Here is a 16,339-nt window from a genome sequence, read left to right as displayed (position 1 = left end):
CGGAAAGACGCAAGGGGTTGTTTCTATTCAATCTTCGGAACATCAGCCTTGCAAATGGGCTTCGATGAACCAGAGAGCCTGGTCGAGATCGCGGGAGATCGACGTGAACAAGTCGGCAGTGGATTTGTCGCCGAGTCCGTCAGCCTTGTCGATCGCTTCACGGGTCGTCTTGGCCAAGGCCGCATAGCGATCAGCCAGAGCGGTCAGGTGTTGTTGGGAATTGACGGCATCCGTGGGATATTCGGGCAGCCGGGAATTCTTGGCCGCCATCCGGGCGGTGCCCATCGCGACGCCACCCAACGCGGTGGTCCGTTCGGCGATTTCATCCACATGTTCGATGATCTGTCCGGCAAATTCGTCGAACATTTTGTGAACGGCGATGAAATTCGCTCCTTTCACGTTCCAATGGGCTTGTTTGGTTTGCGTGAACAAGTCGGAAGTGTCGGCCAATTGTTGGTTCAGCAATTCCACGATTTTCTCGCGGACATCGGACTTGATATCGATTCGAGTCTTGAAGAAGTGACGCTCGCTCATCTTGAGGCTCCCGGTTGAGAATGATTGCACTTGATTGGTATTACAGCAAACCCAATGCCGTCTTTCAGTCCATCCCGCCAAAATACCCCGAAGAATCTTCGGGGTATTTCAATCATTAAAATAGTTGTCGGCTTACTTTCCTTTGTGAAGAACTTCGTCAATGGGGTCGCCTTCCAACGCCCGCATGTAGGTGACAAGGTCTTTCTTCTCTTCGGGGGTCAGACCGAGAACCTTGGGGATGACCGGCCAACCGCCGCGAGTGAAAATCTTCGGCTCGGGGCCGGTGTATTTCGCTCCGCTCTTGTTGGCAATCATGAACACCTTTTCGGCTTCAAAGTCCCGCATCTTCGGGTCGAGGAATTCATTGGCGTTCCCCCCTTTGTCATAAAAATTCACGACTTCTTCCAACGTCTTCTCGCCGCCATCGTGCATGTATGGCCGGCTGGCGAGCAACCCCCGCAGGGCCGGGGTCTTGAATGCGCCATAAAGGGAAACATCCTTCGCACCAATTGGTTGGGCGGCGAAGCGGCCTTCCTGTCCCGGCTTGATCTTTCCGTCCACCACGCCAACGCCAAGGTTATGGAACGTGTGATCCGTGAACGTCTCCCCCACATGGCAATTGTTGCAACGGGCCTTCCCGAAGAACAACAATCGGCCGTTGTTGATTGACTTGGCGACTTCGGGAATCTTCCCCGCATCGGCGGCCGGATCAAGATTCAAGGCTTGCAGCGAATGGATGTCCTTGGCCGCGAAAGCCTCCCTCAGCACTTTCTCGTAGTCCTTGGGTTGCGGATCGAATTTGTTGTTCTCTTCTTCCTCGGCTCGCGTCCGGGCAGCCACGTCGGCCCGGTCTTGGATCGAATTGCCGACCAACACGGTGCGTTCGTAGGTGGCGATGGCCTTGGCGGCCGTGTCCCGCGTGGCTCCGTGGCCGAATTCTTTCTCGAACAAGGTGGCGTACTTTTCCGACTTGCGAACCCGCTTGATGGCCTCGTTCCAAGGATTCCCCTTGCCGTCAAACATTTCCACGTTGTTCTGGACCGGTCCTTGGGATTGCGCTTCCAGCGACTCAGCCCGGCCGTCCCAGAACTGGAAGCGGTTAAAAGCCGAGTTCATCACAGTAGGGGCGTTCATCCCGCCAATGCTGCCGGAGATTCCCTTGGAAGTCTTGGATGCATCTGAAAAACCCGCTTTCGGGGTGTGGCAGGTCGAACACGACACGGCCCCGTCGCTGGAAAGAATCGGATCATAATAGAGTTGCTTGCCAAGCTGCCATTTGGCGAACGTCATCGCGTTTTCACCCGGAACGGTCGGAACCACGTTCAGCCCCAACGGCATCTTGATCTTGATGACCTTGCGTTCGGAAGTTTTCCCGGTCAGCGGGTCGAGGGCTGTTTCCGTCAGTTCGTTGAAGAATTTGGGGAGTTTCGCCCATTCGGCCTTGTTCTGCCCGCGGCTCACGAACACCATCGGAATCTGTTCCGCGAACGGGCGTTTTAATGCCTCGTTCGGCAGATCGACTTCCAGTTCCGGTTCGTCAGCGGGAAGGGTCGTCACCAAGGAGAGAATGGTGAGGGTCGCAAGCAGCCATCGGGACCGCGAATGCATGTCCGTGCCTTTCAAGAGGAGGATAACTCAAACCAAATGGGCGTGTCAGTGGCAGGTAAGGTTCATGAATAAGCGTGGCGGGCAAACAGTGCAAGAGCTTGAAGTGAAGATTGGACGTGGAAAAACGCGATTGGATTCAACAAATGTCCGCGAATCCGCAAGTGACATCGGCCGAGTCCGCTGTTATCCTGATGACAGATCATTCAAGCGAAAGTGTCCCGATGTTTGGCCGATGGTGGTTTCCCGTGGCGTTCGGCATGGCCATCCTGCTCACCCTGCCCGCCATCGTCTTTTTTGCAATGGATCTGTTCGGCTATGGCGGCGAAGTGAACACCTGGCTTGAGGCCCGGCTGAAACTGAGCTACCATTCACCGCTCGCCAATTGGGCCAACATCGTCCTGATGATTTTGCCCGTCGTTTTGCTTCTGCTCTACCTGCTCAAATTGCGACGCAAGCCCCAGATGGTGGCCAGCACGTTCCTATGGAAAAAGAGCATCGAAGACTTGCATGTGAACAGCCTGTTGCAATGGCTTCGCCGCAATGTGCTGTTGCTGCTTCAATTGCTGGTGATCGCCTGCGGGCTGTATGCCGTGCTGGCTCCGCAATTGCACGGATCGAAGACCTCCGGCAAGTATTTCATCATCATGGTGGACAACTCGGCCAGCATGTCCGCGACCGATGTGGCCCCGAACCGTCTTGAATGGGCGAAGGCCGAGGCTCTCAAGGAAATCGATGTCGCTTCCGATTCGGACATTGGCATGGTGATTGTCTTCAACTCAACGGCCGAGATTCGCCAGTCTTACACCGGCAACAAATCCCTCTTGCGGAAGGCCGTCGAGGAAATCCGACCAACGATGCTGCCGACTCAAATCGACGAAGCCCTCAGCCTGGCGGCAAGCCTCGCCAATCCGATGCGATCCACCGAAGACGCGGCCGTCCGCCCGGAAAATCCCGAACCCGGCAAAGAGCGAACTTACGCCGCCATCGAAGGTTTGTTGGCTGACATCCACTTGTACTCGGACGGACGCTTTGCCGATCAACCCACTTTCGCGCTCGCCAACCTTCAATTGAACTTCCATGCCCCGGAGACGAAGGAACGAGGCAACGCGAACAACATTGGAATCACGCGGTTCGACGCCATCCGGGATGAAACCACCCCCACGAAGATTCAGGCGTTCGTCACCTTGATGAACTTCCGAAACGCCCCGGCGAAAGTCGGCCTCGAACTTGATTTGATGGCTGGCAACCAGCGGGTCTTGGATGTTCGCCGAAAAGACTTGGTGTTGCCGCCGCGTGTTTATCAGGAACCGGCTGCGGGCGACCCCGACCCGGCGAAACAGACGAAGGACGTTCCCGGCGAAGCAGTCGTCAAATTCGACTTGGGGAATGTGGAGGAAAACGCGGACATCACCCTGCGAGTCCGCTTGGTGGGGACGAAAGACGCCTTTACGGCCGACGATCAGGCGTGGGTTGTCCTGAGCCAGATTCGCAAGGCTCAAGTGTTGATCGTCGGGCCGGGTAATCCGCTGTTGAAAAACTTCTTCGACTCGAAGGCCACCCGGACGATCTGCGATGTGGCTGAGATCACGCCCGCTCAAATGGCCGACTCAAAATCTTACGGCATCCCGGTTCAGGAAGGCCGTTTCGACTTGGTGATCTTCGACCGATGCGGCCCGGCCCGCGAAGAGGACATGCCAAGGGCGAACACCTTGTTCATCGGTCAACCGCCGCCGCCGTGGCACTTGGAAGGCGCGGACGATGCGTACAAAGTCGAAAAGGTGACATTTCCCCAAATTCGCGGCTGGTCCGACCAAGACCCGGTGATGCGCGGCCTCCGGGGTTGGTACGAGCTGGAAGTGGCCGAGGCCCATCGGTACAAGAACCTGCCGCCGAAGACGCCGCGATTGCTGGAAGGGGATAAGGATCTGCTGTTGCTCTTTCCGCTCTCCCGGCAGACACACAAGGATTTGGTGCTGGCGTTTCCCCTCTCGACCAACGACGAAAAATGGAACACCCGTTGGTTTTTGAAGCCTGTGTTTCCGTTATTCTTGTGGAACGTGGTCCGCACGCTGGGCAACGTCCGGGACAACGCGACTGAAGAAAGCGTCACTCCCGGCAACCCTGTCCGGCTGCAACCGCCGGGAGATGTGACCGAGATCAGCATCGCCAGCCCCGATGGCGCGTCCGTTGACCTGAAACGGGGATCGCGGAATGATTTCCAGTTCGGCCAGGCCAATGAACTGGGGGTTTACGGAGCCACGTGGAAAAAGGAGTCACACCGATTCGCAGTGAATCTCTTTGATCCGAACGAGAGCCACATTGAACCCCGGCCGTCGGTGCGAATCGGCGATGTGGAAGTTCAAGCGGGAGTCCAGCGGGAAAAACTCCGGGAACTGTGGCGCTGGCCGGTTTTGGCGGCCTTGGTTGTCCTATTGCTGGAATGGTGGATCTATAATCGGCGAGTGCATGTGTGACCTTCGGAGTGGTGAATGATCGACCCGGCCGACCGTGAAGCCCTTTTTGCCAGGATCATGGAAGATCCCGACGACGACGCCCCCCGTCTGATTTATTCCGACATCCTCGAAGAATCCGGAGATGGCGACCGGGCCGAGTTTATCCGGCTGCAAGTTCGGATCGCCCGGATGACTTTCACCGATCCTGACCGTGAAAATATCCAGTCCAAAATCCGCGATTTGGAACTTGAACACGGGGTGGAATGGATCAACGAACTTCCGCATATTCGCGGTTTGCATTGGGAAATCTTTGAACGGGGTTTCATCTCAACAGCCCGGATTGAGAAACCGGATGTTCTGTTCGAGAATGCCGATTCCATCTTCCGGTTCACCCCGATCTCCCGTCTTCGACTGCATCAATTTTATTCGGACGATGTTCGCCGAATGGCTCCCCTGTCCATCCTGAATCAAATCAAGGAATTGGACATGGAAGATGGTTGCCGGGCGGGCAACGCCGGGGTGGAAGCGTTGGTGGAAGAAGGACAGTTAAAGACCTTAAATGCCCTTCGTCTTCCGGGAAACAATCTCGGACCAAGCGCGGCCAGATTGATTGGCACACCGGAGCTTGCTCCAAAACTCAGATATCTGGATCTTTCCAGAAACGATTTTTATGACGACGGGATTGAATCATTGGTGGGCAACGGCCATATCACCCAGCTGGCTAAACTTCTGCTTAATTCATGCCGAATATCGCATTCCGGTTTGGGTCATCTGAACAATGCCGGCTCATGGGATCAATTGCGATTTCTTGGGCTTGGAGACAATCCGCTAGGCGCCGGAGGAATGATTATCGGGGCAAATCACCAATTCAGCGGTTTGCGAGCTCTGCTCATGGATGGCTGCGGCCTCGGAGATGGAAGCATGGTCGCTTTTCTCCATGCCTGCTATCTTCCCGAACTCGAATGGCTGTACTTGCGACGGAACAACTTCACGGATTACTCAGCCGAATTACTAACCAGAACCAGCCACCTCGTCAGCCTTCGACAACTCAATCTCGGCGACAATCACGTCACCCGCCTTCACCTGCCCGCGCTTCAAGAACGTTATGGACCCGGCGTCATCGTCGATTAGTGAACTTTCGTGAAGGGTTGGTGAACAATGACGGATCAACGCTTGCGTTTCCTTGAATCCGATGGTTAAAATGATTTCTGTGAGAACCTCCCTCCCCAAAACCATGTCGTTGCCTGCAATCAAGCCGGTTTACCCGGAGAAAGGGATGCTGCGATGTCCGACTATCACCAGCCTTCCCCGCTTGAGGCCAGCGTCCTCGTCCTGAACAAGATGTTCATGGCCGTTCACGTTGTGAGCGTCAAGCGGGCCTTCTGCCTGCTCTTCAAAGACCTTGCCGAAGTGGTGGTCATGGAAGACGGCCAGTACATGACGTACGACTTTGCCACGTGGCGGGAGGTCAGCGAGTTCAAGGCAAAGAACTTCCAGCGGGCGGAAGACGACGACTGGGTGCGAGGGGCGAGTTTCGAGATTCAAGCCCCGCGAGTGATTCGCCTGTTGGATTATGACCGAGTGCCAAAGCAAACGGTCAAGTTCAACCGCCGGAACATCTTCGCGCGGGACGGGAACCAATGCCAGTATTGCGGCAAGAAGTTCCCGACCTCCGAACTGAGCCTTGACCACGTGCTGCCGCGTTCCCAAAAGGGGGGAACAACGTGGGAGAACATCGTGTGCGCCTGCGTGGATTGCAACGTCCGCAAGGGGGGCCGCACGCCGCGACAGGCGAACATGGCGCTGATCCGCAAGCCGGAGAAGCCGCGACGCAGCCCGTTGTTGGTGATGAAGCTGTCCCAACGAAAATACCGCTCTTGGCAGAACTTCCTCGACGCGGCCTATTGGGATGTTGAACTAAAGTAACGAACCCCGCGACCCGGACGCCAAAAGTGTCCGGGTCTTTTTGTTTGCCGCTCGGAAGAGAAGAGTCACACGCAGCCGCGTGAAAGGACGAGCTTCGCCACGGATTAACGAAAATTGATTTGAGGTATTTCTCTGGCGAAACCTCTCCTCTTTTTCGTAGACTCTTGGCGAGCCTGCCCCATTGTGTCTTTGCGAGAAACTCTTCCTTCCCTTTGAGCAATCATGTTTCGCATCACCCTTCTCGGCCTGTTACTGTTCGCCACATTCGCCATCGCCGCTCCTTCGCCGAACATTGTCCTCATTTATGCGGACGACATGGGATATGGCGATCTTGGATGTTACGGAAACAAAACCATCAAGACGCCAAACCTCGACCGGCTGGCCAAAGAGGGAGTACGGTTTACGGACTTCTACGTGGCCCAAGCGGTTTGCTCCGCATCCCGAACTGCCCTGCTGACGGGGTGCTACCCGAACCGTTTGGGCATCCTCGGCGCGCTGTCCCACACCAGCCGCAACGGCATCAGCGCCAAAGAAACCACCCTCGCGGAAGTCTGCAAGTCCAAGGGATATTCCACGGCCATTTTCGGCAAATGGCATCTCGGCCATCACCCGGAGTTTCTGCCCACCCGGCACGGTTTCGATCAATACTTTGGCCTGCCCTACTCGAACGACATGTGGCCGAAGCACCCAACCGCCAAGTTCCCGCCACTGCCGTTGTTCGATCAGGAAAAGGTCATTGAGACCAACCCGGATCAAACTCAACTCACGACTTGGTACACGGAACACGGCATCAAATTCATCAACGAGAACAAGAACAAACCCTTCTTCCTGTACATGCCCCACGCGATGCCGCATGTGCCGTTGCATGTATCGGACAAATTCAAAGGCAAATCAGCCGGCGGGATGTACGGTGATGTGATCGAGGAACTGGATTGGTCCGTCGGCGAGATTTTGAAGACGTTGAAGGACAACAAACTCGACCAGAATACGCTGGTGATGTTTGCCTCGGACAACGGCCCTTGGCTCAATTACGGCAACCACGCCGGAACCGCCGGGCCGCTTCGGGAGGGCAAGGGAACTAGTTTCGACGGGGGCGTTCGCGTCCCCTTCATCGCCCGCTGGCCAAATCACATCCCGGCCGATTCGATTTGCAAAACCCCGGCGATGACCATCGACATCCTGCCGACGGTGGCCAAGATCATTGATGCCGAGCTTCCGAAATTACCCATCGACGGCAAGAATATTCTTCCCTTGCTCACGGAACCGGCGACCGCGAAATCGCCGCAGGATGCGTATTTCATTTTCTGGGGCAAGGAACTCCACGCAGTTCGCTCCGGGCCTTGGAAGATGCACTTCCCGCATGAATACCGGGAGTTCAAAAAAGGGGGAAAAGACGGCCAACCGGCCGACTACGGGACGAACAAGATCGGCTTGTCGCTGTTCAACTTGGAATCGGACATCGGCGAAACCAAAGATGTTCTTGCCGACAATCCCGAGGTGGCGAAACACCTGCAAGAACTTGCCGACAAAATACGGGCTGACTTGGGCGACAGCCTGACGAAGAAAACGGGAACCGGTGCCCGCGAACCGGGAATGATCCCCCCACTGAAAAAGTGAACCTTCGCCAATTCGCTTACGATTCCGAATGTCGGCTGACAGTGATGACTACTGATTTGGATGTCGGTGTGTTACTCGTGTCGGCCACGCTCTCCAACGGAATCAGCACATTCGTCTCCGGGAAATAAGTGGCCGCACACTTCGTCGGGATCGGATACTCGACGATGATAAACTTGTGGGCCACCCGTTGTTGACCGGCCCAATGCGAGGTGATGTCAACGATTTCCCCGGCTTTCAGACCCCGCTCGGCCACATCGGCCTTGTTCATCAGAATCACCCGACGTTCGTGTTTGATGCCCCGGTATCGGTCATCAAGGCCGTAAATCGTGGTGTTGAACTGGTCGTGTGTCCGGATGGTCATCATCAACATCTGACCAGGTTCCAGCCGAATATCCGAAAGCGGATTGACCGTGAATTTGGCTTTGCCGTTGGGCGTCTTGAAGTTTCCGTCACGCGGGCCGTTGGGAAGGTAAAAACCGCCGGGAATTCGCACCCGCTCGTTGTAATTGTCAAACCCCGGAATCACGCGGGAGATCAATTCGCGGATACGGTCGTAGTTTTGGGAGAATCCTTCCCAGTCGATGGTAAACTTTGAGCCGAGTGTTGCTTTCGCCAGTCGGGCAACGATGGCCGTTTCGCTTAATAACTGTGGCGAAGCGGGCCTCATTTTTCCCTGAGACATCTGCACCACGCCCATCGAATTCTCGGTGGTGACGAACTGCGGCTCGCCTCCTTGAAGGTCTTCCTCGGTGCGTCCCAGACACGGAAGAATCAAGGCCGTCTGGCCATGCACCAAGTGCGAGCGGTTCAACTTAATTGACACTTGAACTGTGAGGCGGCATTTCCGCAAGGCGGCCGCCGTATACACGGTGTCCGGGGTCGCCGAGAGGAAATTCCCCCCCAACCCGATGAACACTTTTACTTCCTCCGAGTGCATGGCCCGGATCGCCTCTACCGTGTCATGCCCGTGATGGGTCGGCGGGTCAAAGCCAAATACTTTCTTCAGGTTTTCCAAGAACCAAGCCGGGGGCTTCTCCCAGATGCCCATCGTGCGGTCGCCTTGCACATTGCTGTGCCCGCGAACGGGACAAAGGCCCGCGCCCGGTTTGCCGATGCTGCCGCGCAACAGGATGATGTTGACCACATCGCGGATTGTGCCCACGGCGTTTTTGTGCTGGGTTAATCCCATCGCCCAACAGGTGATGATGCGTTCCGACTTGGCGATCAGGTCGGCCGCCTGTTCGATCTGCTCCCGTGACAGGCCCGTTTGTTCGAGGACGACATCCCAAGAAAGCCCGGCGATCGTTTCCCGCAATTCCGCGATGCCTTCCGTCTTTTCCTCGATGAAGGCGGTGTCGATGGCATTCTTCTCGAACAGAATCTTGATGACCGCTTGAAGAAAGGCCGAATCGCCATTGATTCGGATCGGCAACATCAGGTCCGTCAGGTCGGTGCCGAAACCGAGCATCCCTCCGGGGTATTGCGGATTGCGGAAATTGAGCAACCCGGCTTCCGGCAGTGGGTTCACGGCAATGATCTTCGCTCCGGCTTTCTTGGCTTTTTGCAACGCCGAGAGCATTCGTGGATGATTTGTGCCGGGGTTTTGGCCGAGAATCAGAATGAGTTCCGATTTCTCAAAGTCTTCCAGTTTCACCGTTCCCTTGCCGATGCCGACCGTCGGGCTGAGCGCGGAACCGCTCGACTCGTGGCACATGTTCGAGCAATCCGGCAGATTGTTGGTTCCGTAGGCTCGCACGAACAGTTGATAAAGGAAAGCCGCCTCGTTGGATGCCCGGCCGGAAGTGTAGAAATCCGCCTCGCTGGGCGAAGCGAGCGAATTCAATTCCGTGGCGATCAACTGAAAAGCATCATCCCAAGAAATTGGCTCGTAATGAGTGCCATCCACCCGGACAACCATCGGTTCGGTGAGGCGGCCCTGCTGACCATGCCAATAGTCCGATTGAGCCGCGAGATCGGCGATGGAATGCTGCTTGAAAAACTCCGGGGTGATTCGTCGTGAATCCGTTTCCCAAGCGATGGCCTTGGCGCCATTCTCGCAAAACTCGGCAAACGATCGATGTTCATCCGGGTCGGGCCAGGCGCAACTCGGGCAATCGACTCCGCCTTTTTGGTTTAGAACCGTCAGGGCTTTTGTGCCCCGCAGTATGCCCGCCTTGCCCCACACTTCTTTCATTGATTTGACGACAGCCGTGAAACCGGCGGCCGCCGTTTTTGGCGGGGTCAGTTTCAGCCCGGTGAATTCTTCGGGAGGAACACCGTCGATGGTTGGATTTGTGTCAGCCATGTTCAGTCACTCATTGAAACGGGCGTGGAGAGTCGCCATGCCCCATGATACACATTGAAGCGATCATTTCGCACGAAGCCAATCAACGTCATGTCGTATCGCTTCGCCAGTTCGACCGCAAGACTCGATGGAGCGCCAACCGCCGCCAACAGGGGAATACCCGCCATCAAGGCTTTTTGCACCAACTCGAAACTTGCCCGGCCGCTCACAAGCAAAGCCGAATTGGCCAACGGCAACCGACCGGCCAGACAGGCCGACCCGATGACTTTGTCCACCGCATTATGCCGGCCGACATCCTCCCGGACGAATTCCAAACGGCCGGAAGCATCAAACAACCCGGCGGCATGAAGCCCCCCCGTGCGGTCAAATGTTGGCTGGGCTTTTCGCAACATATTGGGCCATCGAATCAATTGCTCGGGGGATATTTGAAATCCGTCATGTGGCAATGATTGCTGACAGACGGTGCTGATGGCTTCGAGTGTTGCTTTGCCGCAGACACCGCAACTGGAAGAAGTGTAAAAATGGCGGTCAAGCCGGGCAACATCGGGTTGATGACCGGCTGACAGGCGAAGGAGAACACGGTTCGCCCCGAGGTGATGATCGGCCACCTGTTGCGAGGATGAGATGATTCCCTCGCCAATGAGAAACCCAGTCGCCAGTTCCAAGTCTTCGCCAGGAGTCCGCATCGTGATCGAGATAGGTTTGCGAATGCGTTCGCTCCCGTTGGAATACTCCAAGGAGATTTCCAACGGTTCTTCGTGGGCAAGCCAGTCCGTCCCGGTCTGATCGAGTTTCGGATATGTGGAAAGCGATACTTCGACGAAGGCTGTAACGGCTTCCTTGGTTGGTTGATGAACCAACGGCAAGCCGATGAGAGGAGATGGCTTGTTCACGATTTGGAGAGGAATAATTGAGAGTTAGACTTTGCGACCCCGGCGACCAAAGTTATCGCCTGATGTCCCTCTCGCCAGTTTTTCGGCTTCTTCTTCGGTGGCAATTCCGCTTTGAATGAGGGCATGATATCCGGGATTGGACAGTTCCATCGCGTCCCACTCACCCTTTTCGCAAACGGCATTGCCGCCCGGAATTTTGCCACGGACAGTCATCCGATAGATGACCCAAGATTCGGCTGTTTTACGCATGGGTGCCTTCTCTCTGTCGTGACAGGTATGTGAGCAATTGTTCATCATACCAGAATTGATACCCGAATACCACGAGAATGAGGTCCGATTTTCATCTGTTACCGGAATGGGGATTCTTCGATATCTGGGAAGCCAAAACAACCTGCCATTGCATCACTCATAATCGTTTACAAGACATGATTTCGCCAGCGAACTTCCATCACCAACATCTCAATTTTTCGATCAAATGTTAAGCTGAAATAACTGGTTTCTCACATCAGGATTCTTCATCATGTGTGCCCGTTTCGCGCTCTATGCCAGTCTCAAAATGATGATGGAAAAATACCATTTTGCGGATACCTCCGAGATAACGCCCCGCTTCAACATTGCCCCTTCCCAACCGATTTTGGCCCTCGGAATGAAGGCCGACCGTCGCACGCTGGGGGCGACCCAATTTCATTGGGGCTTGGTGCCCTATTGGGCCGCCGAGGCCAATGGTCCGCGCCCGGTGAACGCGAAAGCCGAGTCCTTGACGAACAAACCGATGTTTCGGGATAGTTTTCGCAAACGTCGCTGCATCATCCCGGCAAGCGGATATTATGAGTGGCTGACCAAGGGGAGGCAGAAAATCCCCATGTTCATCCGTCACAAGAACTTGGAACTGATGAGTTTTGCCGGAATATGGGATTGTTGGAAGCGGGGAACTGAGAAACTGTTCACTTGCGCGATTGTTACCACCGAGGCCAACGAACTCACTCGCAGCCTCCATGATCGGATGCCTGTTATCCTCTCGCCAGAAGATCATGCCAACTGGCTGGACCCGAACACAACCGATCAAGCCACGCTCTTAAAAATTTTAAAGCCTTATTCTGAAAGTGTTTTGGAAATAATTCTGGCCAATCCAGTGGTCAACAGCTCCAAGCATGAAGGGCCGGATTGTCTGATTGTGCCGTCTGCAACGGCGTGGCTGCCCGTCGCGGACGACGGAAATCTGCCGATTCGGTGATTCGCAACGTCTTGCAAATCAATCACTTGCCTCACGACCGGAAAAATCCGCATCCTCGTCCACTTGACACACATTGGAAGCGTGCCATACGATGCCATTCGGATGACACATCCACCTTCGGATCGGCCGGGTTCCTCCCCGAACCGTTCCACCCCGGGAAATCTCACACTCCCGTATCGGTAATTTTCTTCGGCCGGTGCGTTCACCCCTATCGGCCTTGTCGTCCAATTCCCACCCCCGGTGGGCAGCATTTGAGGTAGTCAGCGGAACCGAACCGTTCTTCCGTCGGTCTAGGAGTACGACCATGAGCTTTGCACCATGCGTGAAGGAATTGCAAGAGGGATGGTTCCCCCACACCACGGATAGTGGCTTGAAACGCCTGATCGGCCTGTTGGAATCGGGAAGTCCCCTCCTTGTCCACGGGGCGTTCACCAAATCCCTCCCGATGGGTTGTCTGGCGACGCACATCGCCTGGCATCATCCGGTGACCAACAAAATGACGCATGACGCCGGGGTGATCTGGCTGAGCCACATCGCCGGGATGAATCCCGCCACCTCGGTGGTGATCCGGGCGTGGGACGACGGCGGGCAGACAAACTGGGATCTCCGCAACGTGATTCTGGATGCCTGCCGGGAAGAATGGAACGACCGGATGGATTTGGACCGGGAACTGGCCTCGGAAAACTCCGAAACGCAATCCATGTCGGCCTGACCGCCGGAAAATTCTGACTCACGCAATCCCGGACAAAAACGTCCGGGATTTTTTGTTGGAATCCATTCACGGGTAATCCCGCTCCTCGTCGGTGATTCGCAGATTCGGCAGGGCTTCTTTCAACCGGCTTCGCCCCTCGAAGGTTGTCCGGGTTTTCATCAGTGTCGCCTGCTCCAGTTCTTTCAGTTTGGCCAGTTCTGGCAAAGCAGCATCCGTGATGGCGGTGTTGTCGAGAAAAAGGCTTCGCATTTTGGGAAACCGCTTGAGTTCGGCAATACCCGAATCAGTCACCTTGGTTTCGGCCAAGTTCATCCCGGAAAGGTTGACCAGCGTTTTCAGATTTCGGACCCCCTCATCTGTGATGGGGTTGCCGCGAACGCCGACATAATCCAACTCCGTGAGCTTGGCGATGTGTTTCAATCCCGCATCTGTGATTTTGGTGCGTCCCATCGGGAGACTGCGAAGGTTTTGAAGTTTCCCAATGGTCTTCAATCCCTCATCACTAATGGATGATTCAAAGAGGTTCAAGTCTCGCAGGTTTGGCAAAAGCGTCAGGTGTTTCGCCGCCTGGTCGCCGAAGGCCTTGGTTCGGGCCGAGAGTTCTTCAATCTCGGGGAACTCCTTCAAAAGAGGCATCAACTTCAGAATGTCTGCCTCCGAGACTTCTTCAAGTTGAATACTTCGCAATTGATCCCCGTGACGGGTAAGGCTTGCTTGGTAAGCCTCCAAACGGGCCAAGTATTCATTTCGCCGCCTCTCCAGAATTGACCGGGCTACAGATGAAATGCTGCCGGGTTCGGAGGTGAGTTGTCTCAAGGCGTTTCGAGCGGCACGTTCAGTTGGTTCGTCTTTGGACTCGGCCAATTCCCCCAAGATTTTCATCGCTCGGTCGGATGCTTCCGCGTTCCCGTGTTTCGCCGGTCCGACCAACGCGGCCACCGCCGGGACGCCCGCTTGTTGAAGTTTCAGAGTGGCGACATCTCGCACCCGGTAACGGGGATGATCCAAGTCCCTGATCCACTGGCGAATTTGTTCTTCGGCCGGTGTGTCGGCGAACATCCCTTGGGATGCAAGCAGCACGACGACCAAGGCCGACAATCGGGGCATGACATGGCCCCTCGGAGTGGGAAGATGCGGGCGATCTTCATTTCATCTTCCATTATCTACCGCAGAACCTTGACAATTGAAAGCGGAATCAATACTCATTCGCCGGATTTTTCCCGAACGCTGAATTCCAGCTTCCACTTCTCTTTGTTGTCCCGCCCGAAACACCACAACTCAAGCTGCCCCACCTCGGTTACTTTCGTGTGCAAGTGAACCGGCACCACGCGGCCCGCCTGTCCCTGCAGGGTGGCCGTCACCGGACTGAGTTCTTCAATCTCCGGTTGCCATTCCTCGACCATCACGCCGGTGGTGTCCTGTCGCCGCACGCTGGAACCCAAAAAGCGGAATTCCACCGGTTCGCCGGTCACCAAGCCGAATTCCTGCCCCGGCAGATCGCTCTCGGTTCCTTCTTCCATTCCGAAGGGAGCCACACAGAGGGCTTTCATCGGGCGCGGCATTCCGGGCACGGCCGGCATCGCCGTCTCGATGCCGATGTAGTAAGCGCGAGCCGTTCCCCCGCGAATGCGAACCCCCTTGCCCCGCCGCACCAACCCGTAGTAAGCCGCGCCGCGGGCCACAGACAAATCCAAGTCAGTTCCCTGCAATGTGCGAACAGATTCGGCTTTCGCATCCTTGGCCCACTGATTCAACACCGTGGTTAAGCGTTCACGTAACACCGGGGATTTGAACACGCCGCCGTTGAACAGGATCGCCGTTGGCAATCCACTTGGGGCCTTTTTTTTCTTCCCTTTGTTCTCCCGGTTGAGGAGGAATTCCGATTGCCGGGTAAGGAAGTGGGCGAGGTGTTTGGTGACGGCCGCATCCGCGACGTATGGCAGGCCCAACTCTTGAAAGCCGGTCGTGCGAACCTTGGTCGGCTCCGCATCGCGTGGGCAACCGGGGAAGAAGCCATCCAGTAATACCTTCTCGACTTCGGCCCGCGTCAACTCCCCCTTCACCGTCCCGCCGATCACTTTGCTGCCACGGCCCAGCACCGTCACCGGAGCGGCGTTGACGGCCGCGTTCCCGAGGATCGTTTCCTTGGCCGAACGCGCGCTGTGGGACAATTGGTGCATCTGGCCCGCATCCAATTTCAACCCCTTGGCCGCAAAACCTTGGGCCGCCGTGTGGGCGAGCGCCAAATCCATGTTGTCGCCGCCGAGCAACAGGTGGTCCCCGACTGCCAGCCGGGTCAGCGATAGATTTCCGGTTTCTTCAGTCACTTCAATCAATGTGAAGTCCGATGTGCCGCCGCCGACATCGGCCACCAAAATGAGATCGCCAACCTTGACCTGCTCTCGCCAGTCATCCCCGGCGGCGTTGAGCCAGGCGTAAAAAGCCGCCTGCGGCTCTTCTAGCAATGTAAGGTGTTCAAAACCCGCCGCCCGCGCGGCCTCCACCGTCAATTCACGGGCGACGGCATCAAACGAAGCCGGCACTGTGAGGATGATTTCCTGGGCTTCGAGCCGATTCTCGGTCACATCCTTGGCTATCCCGGCGTTCCACGCCTCGGCCAGATGTTTGAGGTAGCGGGTGGCCGCTTCCAATGGAGAAACCTTGCGGCCCCCTTCGGGGGCCTTCCAAGGCAAAATAGCCGCCTTTCGGTCCACACCAGAATGACCGAGCCACGATTTCGCCGAGGAAACCAACCGTGTGGGAACCTGTGAGCCGAAGTTCCGAGCGAACTCACCGACGCACCAATCTCGTTGGGCATCCCAAGGGAGTTTCAAACTCCCGGCCGGTTGTTCGTTCGGTCCCGGCAGATAGAGAAAGGACGGAAGCAACGCCCGGTCTTCGACGATGCCCGGATTGACCACTTGCGGCACAGCCATCGACTGGCAGGCGGGCGAATCCCCGGCCCCGGTGTCCACATAAGCCAACGCACAATTGGTGGTGCCCAAGTCAATGCCGACAGCGAAACGCGACCCGTTCATTGATGTTCCCCGGAGAATC

At 56.1% G+C, this 16,339-nt stretch carries 13 protein-coding genes; 6 read left to right on the top strand and 7 right to left on the bottom strand.

Annotated elements, in window-relative coordinates:
* Positions 1–42: 42 nt before the first annotated feature.
* Complete coding sequence (gene dps, locus BGIM_RS0106485; protein WP_020468988.1) at positions 43–534, bottom strand: DNA starvation/stationary phase protection protein Dps; 492 nt, start codon at positions 532–534, stop codon at positions 43–45.
* Between the two features lie 132 nt (positions 535–666).
* Positions 667–2,142 (bottom strand): cytochrome-c peroxidase, encoded by a 1,476-nt coding sequence (locus tag BGIM_RS49000; protein ID WP_020468987.1) that lies wholly within the window; start codon positions 2,140–2,142, stop codon positions 667–669.
* 116 nt (positions 2,143–2,258) lie between these two features.
* Between BGIM_RS49000 and BGIM_RS0106475 the strand changes: the two genes are divergently transcribed.
* From BGIM_RS0106475 to BGIM_RS0106460, 4 genes are all read left to right on the top strand, one after another.
* Positions 2,259–4,616: a vWA domain-containing protein gene (locus tag BGIM_RS0106475; protein WP_020468986.1), complete on the top strand. Its 2,358-nt coding sequence runs from the start codon at positions 2,259–2,261 to the stop codon at positions 4,614–4,616.
* A 15-nt stretch (positions 4,617–4,631) separates the two neighbouring features.
* A complete protein-coding gene (locus BGIM_RS0106470; protein ID WP_020468985.1) occupies positions 4,632–5,726 on the top strand; it encodes a TIGR02996 domain-containing protein in 1,095 nt (364 codons plus the stop codon).
* 153 nt (positions 5,727–5,879) lie between these two features.
* Positions 5,880–6,521, top strand: a complete 642-nt coding sequence (locus tag BGIM_RS0106465; protein ID WP_020468984.1) for an HNH endonuclease — start codon at positions 5,880–5,882, stop codon at positions 6,519–6,521.
* A 222-nt stretch (positions 6,522–6,743) separates the two neighbouring features.
* Positions 6,744–8,138: a sulfatase family protein gene (locus tag BGIM_RS0106460; RefSeq protein ID WP_020468983.1), complete on the top strand. Its 1,395-nt coding sequence runs from the start codon at positions 6,744–6,746 to the stop codon at positions 8,136–8,138.
* 16 nt (positions 8,139–8,154) lie between these two features.
* On the opposite strand, the gene BGIM_RS0106455 is transcribed toward BGIM_RS0106460, so the two are convergent.
* The 3 genes from BGIM_RS0106455 to BGIM_RS0106445 are packed head-to-tail and all read right to left on the bottom strand — an operon-like array spanning position 8,155 to position 11,585.
* On the bottom strand, positions 8,155–10,443 hold the full coding sequence (locus tag BGIM_RS0106455) for an FdhF/YdeP family oxidoreductase (RefSeq protein WP_020468982.1): 2,289 nt from the start codon (positions 10,441–10,443) through the stop codon (positions 8,155–8,157).
* Positions 10,444–10,445: 2 nt separating this feature from the next.
* The gene (fdhD, locus tag BGIM_RS0106450) at positions 10,446–11,336 is read right to left on the bottom strand and encodes a formate dehydrogenase accessory sulfurtransferase FdhD (RefSeq protein ID WP_020468981.1); all 891 of its coding nucleotides are present in this window, start codon (positions 11,334–11,336) and stop codon (positions 10,446–10,448) included.
* Between the two features lie 24 nt (positions 11,337–11,360).
* Complete coding sequence (locus BGIM_RS0106445) at positions 11,361–11,585, bottom strand: hypothetical protein (protein WP_020468980.1); 225 nt, start codon at positions 11,583–11,585, stop codon at positions 11,361–11,363.
* A 271-nt stretch (positions 11,586–11,856) separates the two neighbouring features.
* Here BGIM_RS0106445 and BGIM_RS48995 point away from each other — a divergent pair, with 271 nt between their 5' ends.
* A complete protein-coding gene (locus tag BGIM_RS48995; protein WP_020468979.1) occupies positions 11,857–12,570 on the top strand; it encodes an SOS response-associated peptidase in 714 nt (237 codons plus the stop codon).
* 304 nt (positions 12,571–12,874) lie between these two features.
* Complete coding sequence (locus BGIM_RS0106435; RefSeq protein WP_020468978.1) at positions 12,875–13,282, top strand: hypothetical protein; 408 nt, start codon at positions 12,875–12,877, stop codon at positions 13,280–13,282.
* Positions 13,283–13,348: 66 nt separating this feature from the next.
* Here the strand turns inward: BGIM_RS0106435 and BGIM_RS0106430 are convergent, their stop codons facing one another.
* Together BGIM_RS0106430 and BGIM_RS0106425 are read right to left on the bottom strand one after the other, a co-directional pair.
* Positions 13,349–14,389 (bottom strand): leucine-rich repeat domain-containing protein, encoded by a 1,041-nt coding sequence (locus BGIM_RS0106430; RefSeq protein ID WP_020468977.1) that lies wholly within the window; start codon positions 14,387–14,389, stop codon positions 13,349–13,351.
* 95 nt (positions 14,390–14,484) lie between these two features.
* Entirely contained in the window at positions 14,485–16,320 is a 1,836-nt protein-coding gene (locus BGIM_RS0106425; RefSeq protein WP_020468976.1) for an Hsp70 family protein, read from the bottom strand.
* Positions 16,321–16,339 lie beyond the last annotated feature (19 nt).

The organism is Zavarzinella formosa DSM 19928 (genome assembly GCF_000255705.1).
Classification (GTDB): domain Bacteria; phylum Planctomycetota; class Planctomycetia; order Gemmatales; family Gemmataceae; genus Zavarzinella; species Zavarzinella formosa.
This window is presented reverse-complemented; position numbering and strand designations above follow the sequence as displayed.

Excerpts from the sequence above, each read along its gene's own strand:
- dps (WP_020468988.1), bottom strand. The coding sequence starts at position 534 with ATGAGCGAGCGTCACTTCTTCAAGACTCGAATCGATATCAAGTCCGAT.
- BGIM_RS49000 (WP_020468987.1), bottom strand. The coding sequence starts at position 2,142 with ATGCATTCGCGGTCCCGATGGCTGCTTGCGACCCTCACCATTCTCTCC.
- BGIM_RS0106470 (WP_020468985.1), top strand. The coding sequence starts at position 4,632 with ATGATCGACCCGGCCGACCGTGAAGCCCTTTTTGCCAGGATCATGGAA.
- BGIM_RS0106465 (WP_020468984.1), top strand. The coding sequence starts at position 5,880 with ATGTCCGACTATCACCAGCCTTCCCCGCTTGAGGCCAGCGTCCTCGTC.
- BGIM_RS0106460 (WP_020468983.1), top strand. The coding sequence starts at position 6,744 with ATGTTTCGCATCACCCTTCTCGGCCTGTTACTGTTCGCCACATTCGCC.
- BGIM_RS0106455 (WP_020468982.1), bottom strand. The coding sequence starts at position 10,443 with ATGGCTGACACAAATCCAACCATCGACGGTGTTCCTCCCGAAGAATTC.
- BGIM_RS0106445 (WP_020468980.1), bottom strand. The coding sequence starts at position 11,585 with ATGCGTAAAACAGCCGAATCTTGGGTCATCTATCGGATGACTGTCCGT.
- BGIM_RS48995 (WP_020468979.1), top strand. The coding sequence starts at position 11,857 with ATGTGTGCCCGTTTCGCGCTCTATGCCAGTCTCAAAATGATGATGGAA.
- BGIM_RS0106435 (WP_020468978.1), top strand. The coding sequence starts at position 12,875 with ATGAGCTTTGCACCATGCGTGAAGGAATTGCAAGAGGGATGGTTCCCC.
- BGIM_RS0106430 (WP_020468977.1), bottom strand. The coding sequence starts at position 14,389 with ATGCCCCGATTGTCGGCCTTGGTCGTCGTGCTGCTTGCATCCCAAGGG.
- BGIM_RS0106425 (WP_020468976.1), bottom strand. The coding sequence starts at position 16,320 with ATGAACGGGTCGCGTTTCGCTGTCGGCATTGACTTGGGCACCACCAAT.